Here is a 22,580-nt window from a genome sequence, read left to right on the forward strand (position 1 = left end):
AGACGTACTAAAAAATCGTGCGAGGGATCTCAGATTAAAGTTGGCTACTTCTTGGAAGTGCGTTTGCGCGGCGTGGGATAGTAGGAGGCGAACACGCTTTTCAAATGAACTTTTAATGCCGCGTCAGCAGCATCAGGATCACGAGCCTGAATCGCGTTATAAATCTCAATATGCTGTTGATAGCTAATGTTGTTGTGGGCATGAAGAACGTCCTGAGAAACCGTTGGACGCGCCGCAATCAACCAGTCTAGCAATGCGACATGCACTGCCATAAAGATCGGATTATCAGGGATCTCCGCCAATTCCCGGTGGAATTCGATATCGGATCGAATAAACAGATCGTTATCATCCAGGGCCTGGTTGTTCATCTCCAGCGCTTTTCCAAGACGAGCTATTTGATCGTCTGTGGCAAATTCAGCGGCATAGCGAACCAGGCTAGATTCAAAAAACATACGCAATTGTTCAAAGTGCGCAATCCCGCCAGGACGCGAAAGGAAATCTTTCGCTACACCTGACAACTCACCAATGATGGTATCTGCAGAAGGACGAGAAACGCGAGCGCGCTCTCCGTTACTAATTTGCACCAGACCTTTTCTTTTAAGTGCCGCCAGTGCTTCGCGAACTGAAGGACGACCAACATTGAAAAAGGCCATAAGTTCGCGCTCGGAAGGCAGTTGTTCACCTTCAGCAAACTCACGTCTGCGAATCATTTGCTCAAGCTCTTCTTCTACCATTTCAGAGAGCTTTTTACGCGCAAGCGGGCGACGGCGCATCGTATGACCGATGGTCTCAGTCGTCTCAGGTGGTTGCTCGTCAAATGTACTCATAGCGTCAGAATCGGCCGTTTATGGAAGAAGCATCGCAAATAATATAGCCGAATCATAACACAGCAAATCATGTCTTACGTAAAGATGCAGTCTGTCAGCTTGTTTAAGACAATAAAAAGCCAGTCATAAGACTGGCTTCGATTTGCACTTTGAGGGGCATGATTTCGCGAGTTACTTCACAACGCGTAATGCCGGACGGCCACCACGTGGTGGGGGCTCATCATCCGGACCATCGTCATCTTCATCGTGATCGGGGCGTGAGCCATCGATCACCTGCATCACCATTTCTGAATCCGATGGTTGCTGCTCAATATCGTTATGACTTTCACCATCTTCGTCATAGATAGTTTCCGGCTCGAACATGGTGCCAGCACCATTTTCACGCGCGTAAATAGCCAGAACCGCAGCCATAGGAACAAACACCTGACGTGGCACACCACCGAAACGCGCATTAAAACGCACATCACTATTGGCTAGCTCCAGGTTTCCTACCGCTCGCGGCGCGATATTCAGGACAATTTGCCCGTCACGTGCATATTCCATAGGCACATGCACGCCTGGCAATGTCACATCCACAACCAAGTGCGGTGTGAGCTGGTTATCCAGTAGCCACTCGTAAAAAGCACGAAGCAGATAAGGACGACGTGGTGACAATTGCGACATTTCCATCAATTAGCCCCGGGTCTGAAGACGCATTTCGCGCTCAGGTTCGGTCAAAGAAGCGAGGAATGAATCACGCTCAAACACGCGAGTCATATAGCCTTTCATCTCTTTAGAACCCGCGCCTGTCAACTCAATACCCATCTGCGGCAAACGCCACAGCAGCGGCGCCAGGTAGCAATCTACCAGGCTGAATTCATCACTCAGGAAGAAAGGTTTCTGAGTAAATACAGGTGCGATGGCCAGTAGTTCTTCACGTAATTGCTTGCGTGCAGCATCAGCTTCTTGAGCAGAACCGTTCATCACGATGTGCATCAGTGAATACCAGTCTTTCTGGATACGATGCATGTACAGGCGACTTTCACCACGTGCAACCGGATAAACCGGCATTAATGGTGGGTGCGGGAAACGCTCATCAAGATATTCCATGATGATGCGGGATTCCCACAGGGTAAGTTCGCGGTCAACCAGGGTCGGTACGCTGTGATTTGGGTTGAGGTCAATCAGATCCTGAGGCAGGTTATCCGTTTCCACATGCTCAATTTCAACGCTAACACCTTTTTCAGCCAGTACGATACGCACCTGGTGGCTATAGATGTCAGTAGGACCGGAAAACAGCGTCATCACCGAACGTTTGTTGGCAGCGACAGCCATGAAAACCTCCAAGTTTATCAGAAAATTACTGCTAATAGCCGCAAGCGGCAACTAACCTGACCGTTTGATACCCAAGACGCCGGAACACCACCAGTTGCCAAAAAAGAGGCAAAAACAAACTGATGCCGACATGAGGGCAGAAAATTGGTTGATAGTTTACCAGATTTTACGGGTTTTGTGGGGGATGGATCTGGATTTTGACTGAAAAGCTAGTGCTATCATGAAGTTAGCAACACTAAATATAATTTTCAGGCATAAAAAAACCCGGTACAAGACCGGGTTTTTTCGCAAATTGTATTCTGCAAAAGCAGACGACAATTAACGTTTGGAGAACTGAGGACGACGACGTGCTTTACGCAGACCGACTTTCTTACGTTCAACTTCACGAGCATCACGAGTAACGAAACCAGCTTTACGCAGTTCGCCACGCAGGGACTCGTCGTACTCCATCAGAGCGCGGGTGATACCATGACGGATCGCACCAGCCTGACCAGAAGTACCACCACCTTTAACAGTGATGTACAGATCGAATTTCTCAACCATATCAACCAATTCCAGCGGCTGACGAACTACCATGCGGGCAGTTTCACGACCGAAGTACTGTTCCAGAGAACGTTGGTTGATGATGATTTTACCGCTGCCCGGTTTGATAAAAACGCGAGCTGCAGAACTTTTGCGGCGACCAGTGCCGTAGTATTGATTTTCAGCCATTGCCATAATCCCGATTAAATGTCCAGAACTTGCGGTTGCTGTGCCGCGTGGTTGTGCTCGGTGCCCGCGTAAACTTTCAGTTTACGGAACATAGCACGGCCCAGCGGGCCCTTTGGCAGCATGCCTTTAACCGCGATTTCAATCACACGCTCAGGATGGCGAGCAATCATCTCTTCAAAGGTCGCTTGTTTGATACCACCGACGTAGCCGGTGTGGCGGTAATACACTTTGTCAGTACGCTTGTTGCCGGTTACAGCAACTTTTTCTGCGTTCAGAACGATGATGTAATCACCAGTATCAACGTGCGGAGTGTATTCCGCTTTGTGCTTACCGCGCAGACGGCTAGCCAATTCAGTAGCCAGACGACCTAAGGTCTTACCGTCAGCGTCAACAACGAACCAGTCGCGCTGTACGGTTTCTGGTTTAGCTGTAAAAGTTTTCATTAAAAGCTTACCCAATATATAGTTACACGTAGGTGTTCACCCAAACGTTTAAAATCAGTTCAAGGTTCACACGACAAAGTCCGGCAAACCTACCCCTTCGAATAGCCAATGCCAGCACGACCAAGTTTTGGGAAAAAAACTTTGGTTGTAACGTGGGGTCGCAAGATTATAGGGAAGTCGCCCCTAAAGGTCGAACCTTTTTGTCGTTTTTGTCTCACTTTATAGTCAGCCCCAATTGCACATTGCCGTTTAAGGCATATGTGGCAACCGCAAATACTCTTCACTTTGCATTTCCTGCAGGCGCGACAGGCAGCGCTGGAACTCAAAGCGCAGCCTTTCCCCCTGGTAAATATCAAACAGCGAAACTTGTGCTGATACCACCAGCTTGACGTGACGTTCGTAAAACTCATCTACCAGTGCGATGAAGCGACGCGCTTCATTTTCATTACGCGTATTCATTACCGGTACATTAAACAACATCACGGTATGGAACAGACGCGACAATGCGATGTAGTCATGCTGACTGCGAGCATCGACACACAACGTATTGAAATCAACAGCAAGCGTTTGATTGGCAAGACCTAAAGTGGCTAATGGACGATGATTAATTTCCAGCACTGGCTCTCCTTCCCGCGCCGCACCGGCCAGCGCTGTGTAGAGTTTTTCCATTTGCCCTGCGGTTTCGTCATTAAGTGGGGAAAGCCATAAATGGGCCTGGGTCAACGTTCTCAAGCGATAATCGATACCCGCATCAACGTTCATGATTTCACAGTGGCGCTTTATCGCGTCAATCGCAGGGATAAATCGCGGCCTCTGTAGACCGTTACGATACAGATCATCCGGCGGAATATTGGATGTAGCCACAAGCGTAATACCGCGAGCAAACAGCGCTTGCATTAGCGTGCCGAGCAACATCGCATCCGTGATATCCGACACGAAAAACTCATCAAAACAAAGAATGTCCGTCTGGGATTTGAAGCGGTCTGCAATGACTTCCAGTGGATCTATTTGCCCCTGTAACTCAGCCAGTTCTTCATGTACACGCAGCATGAATCGATGAAAGTGCAACCGTAGCTTGCGTTCGCCAGGTAAACTCTGAAAAAACATATCCATTAACCAAGTTTTCCCTCGCCCCACTCCACCCCACATATACAGCCCACGGACAGGCTCCTGATTTGTCGAAGCGCTACGTTTACCAAAGAGTTTGCCAAAGAAATTACCGCTAGCTGCCACTGTTGGCGTTTGACTGGTTAATGCCTGCCAAATGACGTCCAGTCTGGCGACAGCCTCACGTTGCACATCATCCGGTTGATAGCTGCCCTCGGTCAGGGCTTGTTGGTAGCGCGATGCAGGGGAGAGATTTTGCATGGTATTATGGTATTCCCTTAAAAATCGGATTGCCGTTTACTTAATGCTCAAAAAAGGACGGTTGTCGAAAAAAAGGCCGTTCTACCCTAAGCGATGCTGCGTCAGGATTCCACTTCTCTTAGGTTAACGGTTATAGTGGCTACATTACCCTACGGAAACACAATACAACGGGAGAAGTTCATGACCTGGGAATATGCGCTAATTGGGTTAGTTGTTGGCATCATCGTTGGTGCAGTTGCTATGCGTTTCGGCAACCGCAAGCTGCGTCAGCAGCAAGCTATGCAGTACGAGATTGAGAAAAACAAAGCGGAACTTGAAGAGTATCGTGAAGAGTTAGTCAGCCATTTTGCACGTAGTGCCGAATTGCTCGATAACATGGCTGATGATTACCGCCAGCTTTATCAACACATGGCAAAAAGCTCCAGCAGCTTGTTGCCAGAAATGTCAGCAGAAGCGAATCCATTCCGTAACCGCCTCGCTGAGTCTGAAGCCAGCAACGATCAGGCACCGGTTCAAATGCCGCGTGACTATTCCGATGGCGCATCCGGTTTGCTGCGTACCGAACGCGCAAAACGCGATTAATCACAATTCTGTATTTTTTTCCTGGGGTGCGGTTTTCGTACCCCAATCTCTCTCACGCACAGCTATCATTTACTAGTATCTCATCACTCTATAACAACATTGTTACCCGGTTGATATTTCAATAACATCGGAGTGTCATCCCCTGTAGCTTGATAGATGACAGGTCGGTCGGGTTTTCCTTTTTCCAGGTCACGAGAGCAAGCCACCAATGAAGAAACAAACACTGTTGTTGAGTGCATTAGCGTTAAGTATCGGACTAACGTTCGGTATTGCATCGCAGGTAAATGCGGCGTTGCCAGCACAAGTTCCGGGCCAGGCAGCAATACCAAGCCTTGCACCAATGCTGGAAAAAGTATTACCCGCGGTAGTCAGCGTGCAGGTAGAAGGCACAGCTGCAGCACCGAGCCAGAAAGTCCCAGAAGAGTTTAAAAAGTTCTTTGGTGATGACATGCCACCATCGGAAGCTCAGCCATTTGAAGGTCTTGGCTCTGGCGTCATCATCAATGCAGAGAAAGGCTATGTATTAACAAATAATCACGTCATTAACCATGCTGAGAAAATCAGCGTGCAGTTAAATGATGGACGTGAGTTTGATGCCAAATTAATTGGCGGTGATGACCAAAGTGATATCGCACTGATTCAAATCCAGAATGCGAGTGGCCTGACGCAAATCGCCGTGGCTGATTCAGACAAGTTGCGCGTTGGTGATTTCGCGGTAGCCGTAGGTAACCCATTTGGCCTTGGGCAAACAGCCACATCAGGTATCGTTTCAGCACTCGGTCGTAGTGGTCTTAACCTTGAAGGGTTAGAAAACTTTATTCAGACAGATGCTTCCATTAACCGTGGTAACTCCGGTGGCGCGTTGCTGAACCTGAACGGCGAGCTTATCGGCATTAATACCGCGATTCTCGCGCCAAGCGGCGGTAGTGTCGGTATCGGTTTTGCTATTCCAAGTAATATGGCGCAAACCCTGGCTAAACAACTGATGGAATTTGGTGAAATCAAACGCGGCTTGCTCGGTATTAAAGGTACTGAGATGAGTGCGGATATCGCTAAAGCCTTCAACCTCACAACTCAGCGTGGCGCGTTCATCAGCGAAGTCTTACCGCAATCAGGTTCAGCAAAAGCAGGCGTGAAAGCCGGTGATGTGATTACTAGCCTGAATGGCAAAGCCATCAGTAGTTTTGCTGAATTGCGAGCTAAAATCGCCACAACTGAACCCGGAACTGTAGTGAAACTGGGCCTACTGCGCGATGGGAAACCGTTGGAAGTGAGCGTGACGCTGGATAAAAGTACTGCATCATCAGCCAACGCAGAACTGATTATGCCAGCCTTACAAGGCGCAACCCTGAGTGATGGCCAGTTAAAAGATGGCACTAAGGGCATTAAACTCGACAGCGTTGAAAAAGGTACACCTGCGGCACAAGCCGGGTTACACAAAGATGATTTTATCATTGGCGTGAACCGCGAGCGGGTCTCAAGTATCGCGGAAATGCGTAAGGTTCTGGAAAGCAAACCAGACGTCATTGCGTTGCATGTGGCGCGTGGTGAAGAGAGCATATATCTGTTAGTACGTTAATCTGATCAGTAATCGGACATCTCTGTACGATGTCCGATTAACTCATGCTATTCTGCTTCCGGCTTATTATTAACTAATTCAAATCCATGTTTCTAAAGATATTACGCTCGGTGGTAATTGGCCTGATTGTGGCTGGATTGTTGTTGGTTGCATTACCAACGCTGCGCCAGAAAATCGTCCCTTTAGCCCCCTCAAAGTTTGACAGTGCTGATGAAACTCCGGTGAGCTACAACTCTGCGGTGCGACGCGCTGCGCCTGCTGTGGTGAACGTATACAACCGCAGCATTGGTAACAATTCGCAAAATCAGCTAGAAATTAAAACTCTCGGTTCAGGCGTCATCATGGACGAGCGTGGTTACATCATTACCAATAAACACGTTATTAATGATGCCGAGCAAATCATCGTTGCACTGCAAGATGGCCGTGTGTTTGAAGCGCTACTGGTTGGCTCCGACAGCCTTACCGATCTCGCTGTGTTGAAGATCAATGCCACCAGCCTCCCCGTTATTCCTATCAACAATAAGCGGGTGCCGCATATTGGTGATGTCGTCATGGCGATTGGCAACCCGTATAACCTTGGGCAGACCATTACGCAGGGGATAATCAGCGCGACGGGTCGTATTGGCCTTAGCCCTTCAGGCCGCCAGTCATTCCTGCAAACTGACGCCTCAATTAACCACGGTAACTCAGGCGGTGCGCTGGTTAACTCACTAGGTGAGTTAATGGGTATTAACACGTTGTCGTTTGATAAAAGTAATGATGGCGAAACACCGGAAGGTATTGGCTTTGCAATCCCGACTCAGCTTTCCACCAAAATCATGGATAAGCTTATTCGCGATGGCCGCGTGATTCGTGGCTACATAGGTATTGGCGGGCGTGAGATAACACCATTGCATGGCCCGGCTACCGGCATTGATCAGATTCAGGGGATTATCGTTAACGAAGTTTCACCTGGCGGTCCAGCGGCGAAAGCAGGCCTTCTGGTTAACGACGTGATTATTTCGGTGAACAATAAACCAGCGATTTCGGCATTAGGCACTATGGATCAGGTGGCAGAAATTCGCCCAGGCTCAGTCATTCCGGTTGAAGTAATGCGCGATGATAAGAAGCTGACGTTACAAGTGACGATTCAGGAATATCCAGCCACTAACTGATAAATGCTGAATGACAGGCAATAAAAAACCGGAACTCAGTTCCGGTTTTTTTATCTCTGAAGCCTGGTGTTTACTTGTTAACGAACTCTTCACCAAGAGTAATATCTTTCTTCAGGGTATCCAGCATACCTTCCAGCGCCTGGTGCTCAAACGCACTCAGTTTGCCGTAAGATTTGATCTCTGCAATACCGTTTTTACCCAGCAGCAGCGGCTGAGAGAAGAAACGAGTGTGCTCGCCATTGCCTTCAACATACGCACATTCAACCACATTGCTTTCGCCTTGCAGCGCGCGAACCAGAGACAGACCAAAACGTGCAGCAGCCTGACCCATTGACAGGGTTGCAGACCCGCCACCAGCCTTCGCTTCTACAACTTCAGTACCTGCATTCTGAATACGTTTAGTTAAATCAGCAACTTCCTGCTCAGTGAAGCTTACGCCTGGGATCTGAGACAGCAGTGGCAGAATAGTCACGCCAGAGTGTCCGCCAATAACAGGGACTTCGATATCGGTCGGCAGTTTGCCTTTCAGCTCAGCAACAAAGGTGTTGGAGCGGATGATGTCCAGCGTAGTTACGCCAAATAATTTGTTTTTATCGTACACACCTGCTTTTTTCAGCACTTCCGCTGCAATAGCAACGGTGGTATTCACAGGGTTTGTGATAATACCGATACAGGCTTTAGGGCAAGTTTTAGCAATCTGTTGAACCAGATTCTTCACGATTCCCGCATTGACGTTAAACAGGTCAGAACGGTCCATACCTGGTTTACGTGCTACACCGGCAGAGATAAGCACCACATCCGCACCAACCAGTGCAGGAGTTGCATCTTCACCACAGAAACCTTTGATTTTTACATCGGTCGGGATATGACTCAGATCGACTGCAACACCTGGGGTTACAGGTGCAATATCATACAGAGAGAGTTCTGAACCTGAAGGCAGTTGGGTCTTGAGTAGAAGGGCAAGCGCTTGGCCAATTCCGCCTGCTGCGCCGAGGACTGCAACTTTCATCCTAAACTCCTTATTATGGTTAGCAAATAGGTGCCGTAACTCCATGCGGTGGCGACCATAATCCAGAGAAGGGGTAATTACAATATTCCCGCTCAAGGTTTGCGAAGTTACGCAATCCTGAAACGTTACTGCTGCATTTACTCGCCGGGTGGAAACGACGCCTTAGCGCCCGGTCACAACCTGATGTTGTCACATCAACAGGCGGTTACATTACCCCTCCCTACGCAGCAAAACAACATCATTTTGATAACATTTAATTTACCTAACAACTTATTTTCGAGTCGTGACGAAGGCATGTTTCTCGATAACAAAGTTTGATAAAATCAGCCCCTTTCATAACATTATTTCAAGCTTACACCCAGCCATTGATTTGCATAAAAATTCATTTAAATGCATAATAATGTTATCTTTGCTGACCTGAATATGGGTGACCTATGCGTATTTCCTCAAAACAAGAAGAATTAGTCAAAGCATTCAAAGCATTATTGAAAGAAGAGAAATTTAGTTCTCAAGGCGAGATCGTCCATGCCTTGCAAAATGAAGGTTTCGAAAACATTAACCAGTCCAAAGTATCCCGCATGCTGACCAAGTTTGGCGCGGTGCGTACTCGCAATGCAAAAATGGAAATGGTGTATTGTTTGCCTGCTGAATTGGGTGTGCCGACCACATCCAGTCCATTAAAAAATCTGGTACTGGATATTGATTACAACGATGCCGTTGTCGTTATCCACACAAGCCCGGGTGCCGCACAGTTGATTGCACGCCTACTGGATTCTTTAGGTAAAGCTGAAGGGATCCTGGGCACGATTGCCGGAGACGACACTATCTTTACTACGCCTGCCAAAGACTTCACGGTTAAAGAGCTTTATGAAGCGATTCTGGTGCTCTTCGAACAAGAGCTTTAAGTCTTAAAACGGCTGTTCCCGCTGTTATTGAATGGCGGGAGCAACCTGCTTGATAACATCCTTCTGTTTTCTTATACCTGCCTGCAAATTTCATTCTTCACATCTACTCCTACTTTAAAAACCCAACCCATCAGCAAGTTATGTGATGAACCGCACAAAAAGTCAAAGTCTGATATCTCATTGTTTTTACTTATATTTAACATAAGAAAAGCAATAAAAGATCATTTTTAATAACTTTACGTAATAAAGAAAACCTCTATTATTGTAAAGTTTCATAGAGAATAATTAGCGTGGTATTAATTTTCCACGTTATTAGTGTATACTTGATTTTGTGATGAGGGTCACGGAATGAGGACCCAAATAAAAGAATACGACGAGGTAAAAATTATGAACATGAAATCAACAGTAGTAGCCGCCAGCCTGCTTTCAATGCTGTCATTTGGTGCTTTCGCAGCCACATCTGTTAACGCAGAACAGGCACAGAATCTTCAGCCGATAGGCACAGTTTCTGTAAGCCAGATAGGCAGTGCACCAATGGATATGCACCAAATGCTGAATGAAAAAGCTGAAGCGAAAGGTGCATCTTCTTATCGCATCGTTGAAGCACGTTCTGGTGATGCATGGCACGCCACTGCTGAGCTGTATAAATAAGCCTGGCAGGTATAAGTAATATCGATTAATCAAAACGACGGCCCCAAGAACAATAAACGCAGTTAAGCCCTTCCGGTCGTTGAGAACATAATTCAGGAGTAGACATCATGAAAACCAAATTAACCATCGCAGCACTGAGCCTTTTCTCTGTTATCTCTTTCGGCGCTAACGCAGCCGCGCATCAGGTAAACAGCGAACAAGCACAAAACATGCAGTCTATGGGTAGCATTTCTGTCAGTCAGACTGGCAGTGCGCCAATGGATATGCGTCAGGAATTATCACAGAAGGCGACTAAAGAAGGTGCATCGGCATATCGCATTACCGAAGCACGTACTGGCGATAGCTGGCACGCCACCGCTGAACTGTATAAATAAACCCTCGTCGTCAAATTCTGACGACTTTGCCCCCGCTCGCGGGGGCTTTTTTGTATCTAAAATAGCGTTAGCCGCGCACGTTAAAGCGCAACTGCCCTTCCAGCTCTTCCTCTGCTTCGTCAAAAAGCAAAATCAAAGCCCCGTAACGCCGCTTTTGCATCTCTGGTAAATGAACAAACTCGATTTCCGCCGGGAGAGGTAAAGTGCCCCCGACGACCACATCCCATAAGCTGTCGAGATCGTGGACCTGCTTTTTCTCAAGTTGAAATACCTGGGTAAAGTGACGATAGAATCCAGGCTGGTCTTCTATCTGACTAAAATCAAAGGTGTATTTTTTCATTGCTTGCCACCTTAACCAGAACGAATCGTTCTACAACCCACCAATATGCAAGGTTTTGACTTCCAGAAACTCATCCAGACCCAATACCGAACCCTCACGACCAAGACCGGACTCTTTCACGCCGCCAAATGGTCCCAGTTCAGTCGAAACTGCGCATTCGTTAATCCCTATCATCCCACTTTCAAGCGCCTGAGAGACACGGAATACGCGCGACAGATTCTGAGTATAGAAGTAGGCTGCCAAACCAAATGGCGTATTGTTCGCCCGCTCAATAACTTCCTCTTCCGTTTTGAATCGGAAACAGGCAGCCACCGGGCCAAAAGTTTCTTCCTGCGCCAGTTTCATGTCGTCATTAGCATCGACAATCACCGTGGGTTGCCAGAAATTGCCACCCAATTCATGGTTCTTGCCACCCACCAGTACTTTGCCACCCTTCGCTTGCGCATCTTCCACGTGTTCACAGACCTTATCGACTGCGGATTTCTCAATTAATGGCCCGATGGCGACGCCCTCTTCCAGGCCATTCCCAACTTTGAGGGCTTTAACCGCATCGGCCAGCTTGTTGACGAACTGGTCGTAAACCTTTTCCTGAATAAAGAAACGGTTAACACTGACGCAAACCTGCCCGGCGTTACGGAATTTGTTAGCAATCGCACCTTTCACGGCTTCATCAATATCGGCATCATCAAAGACGATATACGGCGCGTTACCGCCTAATTCCATGGAGACTTTTTTCATGGTTTCCGCGGCATTGCGCACCAGCGTTTTGCCAACGGCGGTGGATCCAGTAAACGAAATCTTCCGCACTTCATGGCTCGCCATTATCGCGTCGCTGATTTCTTGCGTATTACCGGCTACAGCATTTAGCACGCCATCAGGCACGCCTGCTTTCTTCGCCAGCGCCAGTAAAGCAAATGCTGATAGCGGCGTGTTATTAGCAGGCTTGATGATTCCGGTACAGCCCGCGGCGAGCGCCGGGCCGAGTTTGCGGGTCAGCATTGCCATCGGGAAATTCCACGGAGTAATGGCGGCTACAACGCCTATCGGTTCACGGGTGGCGAGAATACGTGAGCCCGGTTTGATCGCAGGTATAATTTCACCATTTGCCCGTTTAGCCTGCTCCGCAAACCACTGAATAAAACTCGCGGCGTACTCGACTTCCCCTTCTGCCTCTTTCAACGGTTTGCCTTGTTCGGTAGTCATCAAGCGGCCGAGCCAGCTTTTGTTCTCAATTATCAACTGGAACCAACGGTAGAGAATGGTGGAGCGTTCTTTGGCGGTTTTTGCACGCCATGCGGGAAAGGCTTTAGCGGCAGCGGCGATAGCTTCTTCAGCCTCTTTTTTACCAGCCTTTGCGACTTTGGCGACAACCTCGCCCGTTGCGGGGTTAATAACCTCGAAAGTTTCACTCAGCTTGCGCCATTCACCATTTACGAGATAGCCAGTGTTGAATAATTCACTGTCCTGGAGTGCCTGATTTGTCATAGTTTTCTCCTGTTATGAATTGGGCATCTGATATACCCAAAATAATTCGAGTTGCAGGCAGGCGGCAAGCGAGTGAATCCCGATGAGCTTACTCTGGTAAGTGATTCGGGTGAGCAAACGCAGCCAACGCATCTGCAAGTTGAAGTATGACGGGTATAAGTATAGATACAAAAAAGCCGACGCATTGCGTCGGCTCGGGTCAGGCGGCGATGAAAGCGTGCCGGTATTTGTGCAGCACCTCAGCCAGCCGTCGCACCGGTTCCGTGACCTGCAACGGCGCCTCCCAGATACGTAATTTTTCCTGGTAGATATCCAGTTCCTCCAGCAATTGCTTGAAATAACGCTGTTTCTTGTCATCGCTGGAAGCCGAAGTCACTTTATCTGCTGTCTTGCGCAGTTGACGATGGAATGCAGAAAGATCGTCGTTCACCGGTATCGGTGCATCACGTAAACGCTGGTGAGCAATGATTAATGTCAGCGCCAGGCGGTAACGCGGGATATCTCCTGGGAACATATTCAGCAGTAAGAAAAGCTGCTGATACAGTGCGGGCAGATGGTTTTCTTTGCGGCGAGCGTTGTTGGTTGTTAACGCGGAAACCGCCGCAGAGACAAACTGGTTCAACAGCGTGCGCCCCGTTCGTGCTTTCGAATTATCGCGGATGATAAGTATCACCATAAGCGCCACGAAACAGCCAATAATTTGCCCCAACGCCCCATCCAGAAATGTATTGATATGAAACGTCATTGGGTTGTCTAACACGATAACGTTAATTGTCCCGGCCAGCGCCCCCATCGAACCCAGGCGTCGTTTTTGTACTTCAATACCAATAAAGAACGCCAATAACGCAAGGCTAATAGAAAGCAGCACCATACTTTGCTGGGTCGCAGGAATGATGACCAGAAAATAGAGTCCTCCCAGCGGTAACGCCACCAGCATTCCGTAGAGAAAATCTAACGCCACCATGCGAGGGTTCGGCAAACGCATGGCAAGCGATGTGACCACCGCGATCATGACCATGGCACCGCTACCGGATGTCCAACCGGTAGCAAGCCAGAACAAGCAGCCTAACAGGCAAGAAATCGTGGTGCGCCAGAAGTTGATCATCGCGTGGTGGCCTTCAGCAGACTGCACTTTTACCACAACTTCCTGGGTTAAAATCTCTTCTTCAATCGCATTGATACGAGTATTGCTGATAACGCTTCGTTTCAGCACTAAATAGCGCGTCGCTTCGCTAACCCAACTACCAATGGTGACAGGGGTATACTTCTCACCGGCGAACGACACGACTTTACGGATAACTTTCAACTGCTGATGTACATCCGCAGCCGTTTCTACAGGCGTTTCAAATAGCTCGCGAAATTCAGGTGTGACAAATTCAGGGCGCGTATTTTGAATCAGGAAGGTTTCACATGCCTGAGTAATCAATGCCAGAGAAACCGTATTGAGCGCTTTCAGGCGGCGGTTCGCACGCCCCCAACGAGCAGATTCAATCTTCAGGTTATTACGCATTCCTTCAAGAACCGTCGTGCGCTGAACGAGGCTTGCCCAGGCTTTATCAACTTCTTCTTTATCGCCATGCGCGATACACAACTGCATCAGGCGGTAATGATCCACCAACAGACTGTCCAGCTGGCTGTCGATTTCTTTCTTAATAGAACGCGGGGAGAAAATTAAATCAGCAATGATGGCGCAAACAATACCAATCACAATTTCACTGCATCGCTCAACGGCAAACTGCGGGGCCACCAGAGGATTGGCTTGAATGGTGACAACAATAATCAGGGCGGTGTAGCCCGCCAACCCCCAGGCATAAGAGTTTTCGACTTTAACTAGCGAGGAAATCCAGGTGCAAAATCCGGCCCAGATACAGCACACCAGTAGCATAACGACTGGGGCGCGAATCAATGTCGTGATGATGAATAACGCGGCGAAGCAACCAATAAATGTGCCGACAATACGCAGCATTCCGCGATAGCGAATTGCTCCGGAATAGGGTTCACCGCCTGCCGCAAAAGCAGGACCGGCGGCGACCAGCACTGACGTCAGCACCGCCCAGCGCGGGGTTTCCAGTTCAAAATGAAACCCTACCCATAACGCCAGCACGATGGCAAAAGCCAATTTGAAAGCGAAGCGCAAATGTAACCGCGAAATATAATACATATCGACCTACGCTTAACCGAACTCACGCAAACGATGCATGAGTTTAATGAATACCGATTCGTGGTCGGTATCTCTGTCTTTATCCCCTGTCACCACGACGGTTGCCGTTGTCCCAGCGGGATAGAGATTAGCCTGTTGCTCATCAAGATGAATACGCACTGGCACACGCTGCGCCAGACGCACCCACTCAAGATTGGAATCAACCGTCGCCATACCTTTGGTATCCCGGGTACTGCTGGCATTGGTTACACCGGCAGAAATACTATCGACCGTGCCACGTAATACACGATTGCTGCCAAGCGGTGTAATTTGCACCCGATAACCTGGGCGGATACCGTCAAGTTTGGTTTCTTCCATGTAGGCAAGAATGTAGAAAGAGCCACGTTTGACCAGCGCCACAGCGGTTGAGCCACGGGTAATAAACTCCCCGGTATAAACATTCAGGTTAGTGACCCAACCTTCTGCGGGTGCGCGGATAATAGTACGTTGCAAGTCCAGTTGGGCTAAATCACGGGTTGCTTCAGCTTTTGCCTGCTGATGTAAAACGGTCTGAAGCACATTGTTGGACTGATCAATTTCTTCACGCGACATGGCCTGCGTGCCTAAGGAATTACGACGCCCGGCTTCACGACGTTTCTCACCAGCTAAAGCCTGGAAGTAGGAAACATCGGCTTGAGCTTGTTCGAATGCTTTCTGATAACGGGGTTGATCGATAGTGAAGAGAATCTGATCTTTCTTCACCAGCTGGTTGTCGTGGACCTTCACATCAGTAATTAAGCCGGAAACATCGGGTGCAATCGCGACAACATCTGCGGTAAAGCGGGCGTCACGCGTCCACGGTGATTCGGTATAAAACACCCAGGCGCGGTAGATAGCGATGAAAGCCAGCAGCACCAGAATTAGTGTGATGGCAGTGCGGATCATTTTTGTTGTAAGTGCTTTCACATCAACCTCAAACAAACAGGCGCGAGATCAGATAAAACAGGCAGCAATAAAGTGCTGTGTTAAATAATGCCGGGTGCCAGACAAAATCATAAATTCCCGTCGGAGTCAGCAGACGGCGAACCAACCAGAACAACGCCAGCGAAAGAATTAGCTCGAAGAATATCGGCGGAAAAGAAAGACCGAATATCACGACAACGGGAAATAGACTCATGTTAACCTTGCAGAAAATACGGAAGACACAAACCCTGGGACGGCCAGGAATACTGAGCTAACGAGTGATACGGGTCGTGTTGTTAATAATATATTACCGCAATAGTTAGCCCGTTATCTATAATCTGTGATCTAAATCACTTTTAACTCAGAGTGAACAATGGAAAGACTTAAACGCATGTCGGTATTTGCCAAAGTTGTCGAACTTGGCTCTTTCACCGCCGCGGCCAGGCAGTTGGAAATGAGCGTATCATCCATCAGCCAAACCGTTTCCAAATTAGAAGATGAGTTACAGGTCAAGCTGCTAAACCGCAGCACACGCAGTATTGGGCTGACCGAAGCGGGTAAAATTTACTACCTCGGTTGCCGCAAGATGCTACATGAAGCGCAGGCTGTGCATGAACAACTTTATGCATTTAACAACACACCAATTGGCACGCTGCGCATCGGAAGTTCTTCAACTATGGCACAAAATGTCCTCGCGTCCATGACCGCTGACATGCTCAAAGAGTACCCTGAGTTGACAGTAAATCTTGTCACGGGGATTCCAGCACCTGACTTAATTGCCGATGGTCTGGACGTCGTTATTCGTGTCGGTGCGTTGCAGGATTCAAGCCTTTTCTCCACACGCCTCGGGTCGATGCCGATGGTAATTTGTGCCGCAAAAAGCTACCTGCAACAAAACGGTACACCAGAAAAACCTGCCGATCTTGCCAGCCATTCCTGGCTTGAATACAGCATTCGCCCGCACAATGAATTTGAATTGATCGCTCCGGAAGGCCTCACCACACGTATGATCCCGCAAGGTCGCTTTGTCACAAACGATCCCATGACGTTAAGCCGCTGGCTAAAAATAGGTGCCGGGATCGCTTACGTACCACTGATGTGGGTGATCGATGAGATCAATGATGGGACGCTTGAGATCTTAATGCCGAGCTATCAATCTGATCCGCGCCCGGTGTACGCGCTGTATACCGAAAAAGATAAGCTGCCTTTGAAAGTACAGGTTTGTATTAACTATCTGACCGAGTATTTCGTGAAGGTTTCGCATCTTTATCAAGGGGTACGCGACAACAAAGGACGCGGGAAAGATGTGGGGTAAAATGGGCGAAATTGAAAATAAATAAGCCGGGGTTAACCCGGCTGATTATTACGAGAGAAAGTAGAATATTACGCTGTGCCGCCAACCGTTAAGTTATCGACTTTAAGCGTTGGCTGGCCAACTCCGACTGGCAGACTCTGCCCTTCTTTGCCACACACACCGACGCCGTTATCCAGCGCCAGATCGTTACCTACCATCGAAATCTGCTGCATCGTTTCGATACCGGAACCAATCAGCGTTGCGCCTTTTACCGGAGTCGTCACTTTGCCGTTTTCGATGAGATAGGCTTCGGAAGTTGAGAACACAAACTTACCAGATGTGATATCTACCTGACCGCCACCAAAGTTAGGAGCATAGATACCGTACTCAACGGATTCGATGATCTCTTGCGGAGTAGACTTACCAGCGAGCATATAAGTGTTGGTCATACGTGGCATTGGTAGATGTGCATAAGATTCGCGACGACCATTACCTGTTGGCGCAACACCCATTAAGCGGGCATTCAGTTTGTCCTGCATATAGCCTTTCAGGATGCCATTCTCAATCAATACGTTGTACTGGCCCGGAACACCTTCATCATCAATGGCAACGGAACCACGGCGATTGGCCATGGTGCCGTCATCAACAATAGTGCAAAGCTCAGAAGCAACCAGTTGGCCCATTTGACCACTGAATACGGAAGTACCGCGACGATTAAAATCGCCTTCCAGACCATGACCAACCGCTTCATGCAACAGCACGCCCGGCCAGCCCGCGCCAAGCACTACTGGGAACGTACCTGCAGGTGCTGCTACAGCAGAAAGGGTCACCAGTGCCATACGCACAGCTTCTTTCGCCCACGCGTCGGCACGAACTTCGCCATCAACGGTTTCGAGGAAATAGTCATAACCGAAGCGACCACCGCCACCGCTTGAGCCGCGTTCACGTTTACCGTCGTCTTCAACCTGCACGCTAACAGAAAGACGCACTAATGGGCGAACGTCAGCTGCCAGTGTACCGTCAGTTGCCGCGACCAGAATCAGTTCGTAAACACCAGTCAGGCTGGCTGTCACTTCCTGAACGCGCTTATCTGCCGCACGGGCTACGCTATCAACACGTTTCAGGATGTCGAGTTTCTCTTCGCGCGTCATGCTTTGCAGCGGGTCAGCGCTGGTATAAAGCGCGCTATGCTGCACAGCACCTAATGTCTGTACGCGGCCATTTCCTTTATCCTGCACGATGCTTCGGGCCGCATGGGCACTTTGTTCTAGTGCCAGTAAGCTGACCTGGTCGGCATAAGCAAAACCGGTTTTCTCACCGCTGACCGCACGCACGCCAACACCTTGATCGATGTTATAAGAGCCGTCTTTAATGATGCGGTCTTCCAGCACCCAGGATTCGTGATAACTGGACTGGAAATAGAGATCGCCATAGTCGAGTCGGCGCTCGGACAATTGTCCCAAAATGGAAAAAAGATCTTGATGGGTTAAGCCATTCGCAGACAGCAACTGCTCACTTACCAGGTTCAGACTCATCGTTTCGCTACTCTTATTTGTCTATCGATTGGAGATATCTATTGAGCTTGCGGCAATTAGCCGTTCGCGTCAAATCACTTAGCGTCGTTAACTCTTGGCTGACGGAGCACTTCATTAATTTGCGGTTGATCGACCGATCCCGTGATGTGATAGCGCAACACGGAGATTTTACTCCACAAAGGCCCTAACACTTTACTCGCGGCAAACACGGCGGCACCTATTATTGGGTTAACTACAAATGCAGTCGCCACACCAACGGTTGCCGAGATTTCAGGTGCGACAACAGCTTCAAGGTCCAACTGACGTCGAACCAGATCAACGGAGCCTTTCATGCCGATATCAGCTTCCAGACCATCAACCAACGTATCGTCGCTATGCAACACACCATCTTTAATCCAGGCCGTACTGCGGATGGAGTCAAAATAGAAACCATCACCGAAGGTGTCGCTGAAATCGAAACGCAGCTTACGCATTAGCGCATCGACACTCACCAAACGCAGCAATTGCCCGGCGTGGCCTGTGCCCAGATCGGCAATCTGACCTTTACCCAATTTGGTATGTAAGATTCCGTTTAGTGAAGCAAAGTCTGGCTGCCAGGGTTTATCACGCCAGTGCAAATCATAATCCGCATCAAAAGATGAACCCTGAATTGGCGTTTTAACCCCAAAGAAATTGGTTGCGGCATCAAGCTTGCTGCCATGAAGTTTACCTTTTATAGAAGTGCGCTCTTCTGCTGGACTGTTAACCCATTGACCACTGCCGGTTAGTCTTGCAAATCCTGAATCGACTAATCCATTTTCTAATTCCAGCGTGTTCCCTTTAACAGCAAGATCACCTTCAATACGGCCATATTTTTGCCCCCACAGCCAACATTCGGCGCAACGCAGTTGCAGATCAGGCCAGCTGCGGAAATCAATTGAAGTATTGTCTCCCAGTGGAGAAGTGCTGGTCGTTTTGGCTGTGCTATTACCCCAGTCAGGGTTGAAATAGAGGTATTTGATTGCTGCACGCCACGGTGCATTATCTTGCATCGTCAACGAGCCATTCACTTCACGCCCCTGTGCTTCAACACGCGTACCGCCAGGTATCGCGTGGGAAACCAGACTCAGGTTATTCCACTGCTGCCCAGCGAAAGTCAGCGAAGGCGTACGTAACGTAATATCTGATGGGAATGATGCAGAGTTACCGACACTTTCCGCCGCACCTTGGCTAAAGAGCGCTAACCATTGCGCGCCGTCCATCGCAGGGAGATCAAGCTCAACACCCGGATTGTCAGGTAACGGTGGAATTGTGTGACTGTTCGTTGCCCAAATAGCGCGATCCAGTGTTAGTTTCTTATTCAGAAGCCAGCGGCTGGAGAAGTGATTTGTCGGCCCAGCATTACCTGTCAAATTGAAGCTATTCAGGTCGCCTTTCACTGCGATTTTCAATGGCAGTGCCTGGCCCGCTGATTTATTCACAGGAGCAGGTAAGTGACTACTCACATTTTTTAGGTCTGCATCCACATTGACCTGATAATTTGCCTCTCCGTGATAAGGAAGCGTTATCGCCACATCACCTTTCCACGGAACGTTACCGCTCAACTCTTTGTTAACCGGCTCAGGCAAAACACCCATTTTAGTTGGCTGCCAGTCGCCCAGCAAATTGACGCCAATCTTGTAATCTTTCTCACCCGTTTTGGTATTAAAATCAATACCTACTGGTTGGTTAAACCAGGAAGCTTTCAACGGTTCACTTTTCAAATCACCGTTCACAAAACTGAACTTACCCGTCAGGTTGTTCAGCGTGCTGGAGAGAGGTTTTATCAGCAGCGTATTATTGTGAAGCTGGACGTCGCCAGAAGCCGTGGTCATATCGCCATTAAATGGGATATCCAGATGTAAGCGAGCATTTACATCCCCACCGATCTGGAGTTCATCAAGAGCAGCAGACAGCGAATCTTTTAGAGGTGTTTCTTTGAAATACGGGCCAACTGCACTTCCAGGGCCGTTGATATCAGAATCAATCAACAGTTTTTCTTTCGAGTAATCCGGGATAATCGCCGTGAGGTTGCGCGCAGTAACGCCCCCGAGTTTCACTTCATCAGACTTCATCCATAAACCGTCATTGATGAAATCAAGTGTAATATTCAGGTTTTCTAATGCAGGCCAGTCAGGCTGAAAAGCAAATTTAGCATTGCGTAGCGGAACGTAGACCTCAAACTGTCCTTCGTTATGCAGATAAGGGAAAAGATGGGGGTTGCCGCCGTAGACCAACGTCGCGTTTTCAGCTTCACCGCCCTGAATAGCACCACTGAGGTAATCAACCAGCTCTTTGCCCATCAGGTTTTCAGGGAAATAACGCCAGGCATCAGCACCGTTGTTGGTACTGATTCCGGCTAAAATACCTAACCATGGGTCACCACCCTCAGGCTGGTAATAACGGAAGTCGCCAGCCGCCCATACCGAGCGAGCTTTTACATCAAGATTTTTGCCATCAAGCTGGAAACCAGAAGCATTTTTCCGCCACTCAAGCGTTGCGGCGCCATGTTCAATCTCTAGCGGTGCGCGGAATACACCTTCATAAGGCATTTTAGCATCGAGGATCTGTGCATTAAGCTGCCCGTGGGCAACGCTACCGGTAATTGAACCTGCGAAGTGTTCGACACCGGGAAGCATTTTCCATTGATTCCAACTCACGTCTTTCCAGCGCCCTTGCATACGGGTGTTTTCCGTTTGCTGGAGCGGGATATCCAGTGCCAACACATCAATGTGCCCGCGAGGTTGCAAGGAGGTCCAAATATCACCTAAATCGGGTGAGATTTTCTCGGCAATCGGCAGTAAACCAGTGAAGCTTTCCAGCTCCATATTTGTGGCGCGCACCCGCAATTCGTCACCACGAGTATTCCCTTTTCCACCCACATCCTGCGGAGCAATCCACGCTAAAGATAGCGAACCTTTCGGCCAGGTTTTACCATCAAGCGTGATATTGGTTGAAGGAATAGCAAGATCCCAGCTCGCATCAGAACGATTGACGTGAGCCATTAAATTATCAACAGACAGCTGGTGAGAGGAGCTTTTCCCAGCCCAGCTTGCACCGCCTTGCTTCAGCCAGATATTGCCACCAGCAATATCGCCATCTTTGATATCCATCCATGCTTCGAGGGTGAATTTGGCAGTCTGTAAATCAACATTGTCCTTCATCCAGCGGCCGAGCCAGGGTTTTACGTCAACGTTATCAGCCTGTAGCCAGACTTTGCCGATATTCAGCAGGCCATTTTCGTCCCGTAAATCCATCCGTACTTTTGCCAGACCGTGTTGTCCGGTAAAGCTCGACAGACTGACTAATCCTTCAGCACGGTGACGGTTTTTGGTGTTAAGCCAGGTAAGTTGTGGGATCGTGAGTTCGGCTCGTTGGCCAGATAGAGTCAGGAAACTAAGGGAGCTGTCGCGCAAATCAAAGTGATCGAACTGGCGTAAAAAGAGATCGCTGATTTTACCCGGCTCGAATTTACTATCCCCTTTGTTTTGACTCAATGGGGTATTAGTACGCATCTGCATTTGGTAAAAAGTGAGATCGCGGAATTGCCAGCGCGCATGCAAAATACTTTGCCAAAGGTCGAGCGCCAGCGTCACACGCTTAACGCTCAACTCACCGCCGTCTTTCAGACCCGCTTTAATATCACGCACATCGAGCGTCGGGCCAAAATTCTCCCAGCTTGCCTTTATCTGGCTGGCGTCGACAGGCGTGCCAGTCATCGCTTCGATTTTATCTAACAAAGCCGGGCGCCAGGCATCGAGATGCGGTAAAACCAGCCGCAAACCACTCACCAGCAGTGCGATGATAACGATAAGCGTTGCGCCAGTGAGTAGCAGAATGCCGGGCAGTCGCCTCACGTATATCTCCTTGTTAGCCGCCGGAGCGGGA

Annotated in this window: 21 protein-coding genes; 7 read left to right on the forward strand and 14 right to left on the reverse strand. The window is 48.8% G+C overall.

The genetic code is table 11. The annotated features are described in order from the left end of the window. Window positions 1-44: 44 nt before the first annotated feature. The 6 genes from M977_RS08805 to zapE all read right to left on the reverse strand — a co-directional run bounded on the left by M977_RS08805 (window position 45) and on the right by zapE (window position 4,663). Window positions 45-827, reverse strand: a complete 783-nt coding sequence (locus M977_RS08805; RefSeq protein WP_064514123.1) for a transcriptional regulator NanR — start codon at window positions 825-827, stop codon at window positions 45-47. 171 nt (window positions 828-998) lie between these two features. Beyond that, on the reverse strand, window positions 999-1,496 hold the full coding sequence (gene sspB / locus M977_RS08810; RefSeq protein WP_064514124.1) for a ClpXP protease specificity-enhancing factor: 498 nt from the start codon (window positions 1,494-1,496) through the stop codon (window positions 999-1,001). Window positions 1,497-1,499: 3 nt separating this feature from the next. Next, window positions 1,500-2,141, reverse strand: coding sequence for a stringent starvation protein SspA (gene sspA / locus M977_RS08815; RefSeq protein WP_034498882.1), 642 nt, complete (start codon window positions 2,139-2,141; stop codon window positions 1,500-1,502). A 318-nt stretch (window positions 2,142-2,459) separates the two neighbouring features. Beyond that, entirely contained in the window at window positions 2,460-2,852 is a 393-nt protein-coding gene (gene rpsI, locus M977_RS08820; protein ID WP_034459799.1) for a 30S ribosomal protein S9, read from the reverse strand. A 14-nt stretch (window positions 2,853-2,866) separates the two neighbouring features. Further along, window positions 2,867-3,295, reverse strand: a complete 429-nt coding sequence (gene rplM / locus M977_RS08825) for a 50S ribosomal protein L13 (RefSeq protein WP_064514126.1) — start codon at window positions 3,293-3,295, stop codon at window positions 2,867-2,869. 249 nt (window positions 3,296-3,544) lie between these two features. Then, complete coding sequence (zapE, locus tag M977_RS08830) at window positions 3,545-4,663, reverse strand: cell division protein ZapE (protein ID WP_064514128.1); 1,119 nt, start codon at window positions 4,661-4,663, stop codon at window positions 3,545-3,547. A gap of 180 nt (window positions 4,664-4,843) precedes the next feature. Between zapE and zapG the strand changes: the two genes are divergently transcribed. The 3 genes from zapG to degS all read left to right on the forward strand — a co-directional run bounded on the left by zapG (window position 4,844) and on the right by degS (window position 7,978). Then, a complete protein-coding gene (gene zapG / locus M977_RS08835; RefSeq protein WP_064514130.1) occupies window positions 4,844-5,245 on the forward strand; it encodes a Z-ring associated protein ZapG in 402 nt (133 codons plus the stop codon). 208 nt (window positions 5,246-5,453) lie between these two features. Continuing rightward, window positions 5,454-6,824, forward strand: a complete 1,371-nt coding sequence (gene degQ / locus M977_RS08840; protein ID WP_064514132.1) for a serine endoprotease DegQ — start codon at window positions 5,454-5,456, stop codon at window positions 6,822-6,824. A gap of 86 nt (window positions 6,825-6,910) precedes the next feature. Further along, the gene (degS, locus tag M977_RS08845) at window positions 6,911-7,978 is read left to right on the forward strand and encodes an outer membrane-stress sensor serine endopeptidase DegS (RefSeq protein WP_064514134.1); all 1,068 of its coding nucleotides are present in this window, start codon (window positions 6,911-6,913) and stop codon (window positions 7,976-7,978) included. Between the two features lie 70 nt (window positions 7,979-8,048). Here degS and mdh read toward each other — a convergent pair whose 3' ends face one another. Further along, window positions 8,049-8,987: a malate dehydrogenase gene (gene mdh / locus M977_RS08850; protein ID WP_064514137.1), complete on the reverse strand. Its 939-nt coding sequence runs from the start codon at window positions 8,985-8,987 to the stop codon at window positions 8,049-8,051. A gap of 434 nt (window positions 8,988-9,421) precedes the next feature. On the opposite strand from mdh, the gene argR reads away from it, so the two are divergent. The 3 genes from argR (at window position 9,422) to yhcN (M977_RS08865) (ending at window position 10,917) form a co-directional block, all read left to right on the forward strand. Then, a complete protein-coding gene (gene argR / locus M977_RS08855) occupies window positions 9,422-9,892 on the forward strand; it encodes a transcriptional regulator ArgR (RefSeq protein WP_034459812.1) in 471 nt (156 codons plus the stop codon). Window positions 9,893-10,279: 387 nt separating this feature from the next. After that, window positions 10,280-10,543, forward strand: a complete 264-nt coding sequence (yhcN, locus tag M977_RS08860) for a peroxide/acid stress response protein YhcN (protein ID WP_064514139.1) — start codon at window positions 10,280-10,282, stop codon at window positions 10,541-10,543. A 107-nt stretch (window positions 10,544-10,650) separates the two neighbouring features. Further along, complete coding sequence (gene yhcN / locus M977_RS08865; protein ID WP_064514141.1) at window positions 10,651-10,917, forward strand: peroxide/acid stress response protein YhcN; 267 nt, start codon at window positions 10,651-10,653, stop codon at window positions 10,915-10,917. 67 nt (window positions 10,918-10,984) lie between these two features. Here the strand turns inward: yhcN (M977_RS08865) and M977_RS08870 are convergent, their stop codons facing one another. From M977_RS08870 to aaeX, 5 genes are all read right to left on the reverse strand, one after another. After that, on the reverse strand, window positions 10,985-11,257 hold the full coding sequence (locus tag M977_RS08870; protein ID WP_064514142.1) for a barstar family protein: 273 nt from the start codon (window positions 11,255-11,257) through the stop codon (window positions 10,985-10,987). 30 nt (window positions 11,258-11,287) lie between these two features. After that, window positions 11,288-12,742 carry an NAD-dependent succinate-semialdehyde dehydrogenase gene (locus M977_RS08875; protein WP_064514145.1) on the reverse strand — a complete coding sequence of 485 codons (1,455 nt, stop codon included), beginning with the start codon at window positions 12,740-12,742 and terminating at the stop codon, window positions 11,288-11,290. Window positions 12,743-12,941: 199 nt separating this feature from the next. Continuing rightward, window positions 12,942-14,903, reverse strand: a complete 1,962-nt coding sequence (aaeB, locus tag M977_RS08880; protein WP_064514146.1) for a p-hydroxybenzoic acid efflux pump subunit AaeB — start codon at window positions 14,901-14,903, stop codon at window positions 12,942-12,944. Between the two features lie 12 nt (window positions 14,904-14,915). Then, window positions 14,916-15,827, reverse strand: coding sequence for a p-hydroxybenzoic acid efflux pump subunit AaeA (aaeA, locus tag M977_RS08885; protein ID WP_425339044.1), 912 nt, complete (start codon window positions 15,825-15,827; stop codon window positions 14,916-14,918). A gap of 28 nt (window positions 15,828-15,855) precedes the next feature. Continuing rightward, window positions 15,856-16,059 (reverse strand): p-hydroxybenzoic acid efflux pump operon protein AaeX, encoded by a 204-nt coding sequence (aaeX, locus tag M977_RS08890; protein WP_034459825.1) that lies wholly within the window; start codon window positions 16,057-16,059, stop codon window positions 15,856-15,858. A 159-nt stretch (window positions 16,060-16,218) separates the two neighbouring features. On the opposite strand from aaeX, the gene aaeR reads away from it, so the two are divergent. Next, window positions 16,219-17,160, forward strand: a complete 942-nt coding sequence (aaeR, locus tag M977_RS08895; protein ID WP_064514148.1) for an HTH-type transcriptional activator AaeR — start codon at window positions 16,219-16,221, stop codon at window positions 17,158-17,160. Window positions 17,161-17,228: 68 nt separating this feature from the next. On the opposite strand, the gene tldD is transcribed toward aaeR, so the two are convergent. Further along, window positions 17,229-18,674, reverse strand: coding sequence for a metalloprotease TldD (tldD, locus tag M977_RS08900; protein WP_064514150.1), 1,446 nt, complete (start codon window positions 18,672-18,674; stop codon window positions 17,229-17,231). 74 nt (window positions 18,675-18,748) lie between these two features. Next, window positions 18,749-22,549, reverse strand: coding sequence for an AsmA2 domain-containing protein YhdP (gene yhdP / locus M977_RS08905; protein WP_064514152.1), 3,801 nt, complete (start codon window positions 22,547-22,549; stop codon window positions 18,749-18,751). Between the last annotated feature and the right edge of the window lie 31 nt (window positions 22,550-22,580).

Origin of the sequence: Buttiauxella gaviniae ATCC 51604 (assembly GCF_001654835.1) — a bacterium.
GTDB lineage: Bacteria > Pseudomonadota > Gammaproteobacteria > Enterobacterales > Enterobacteriaceae > Buttiauxella > Buttiauxella gaviniae.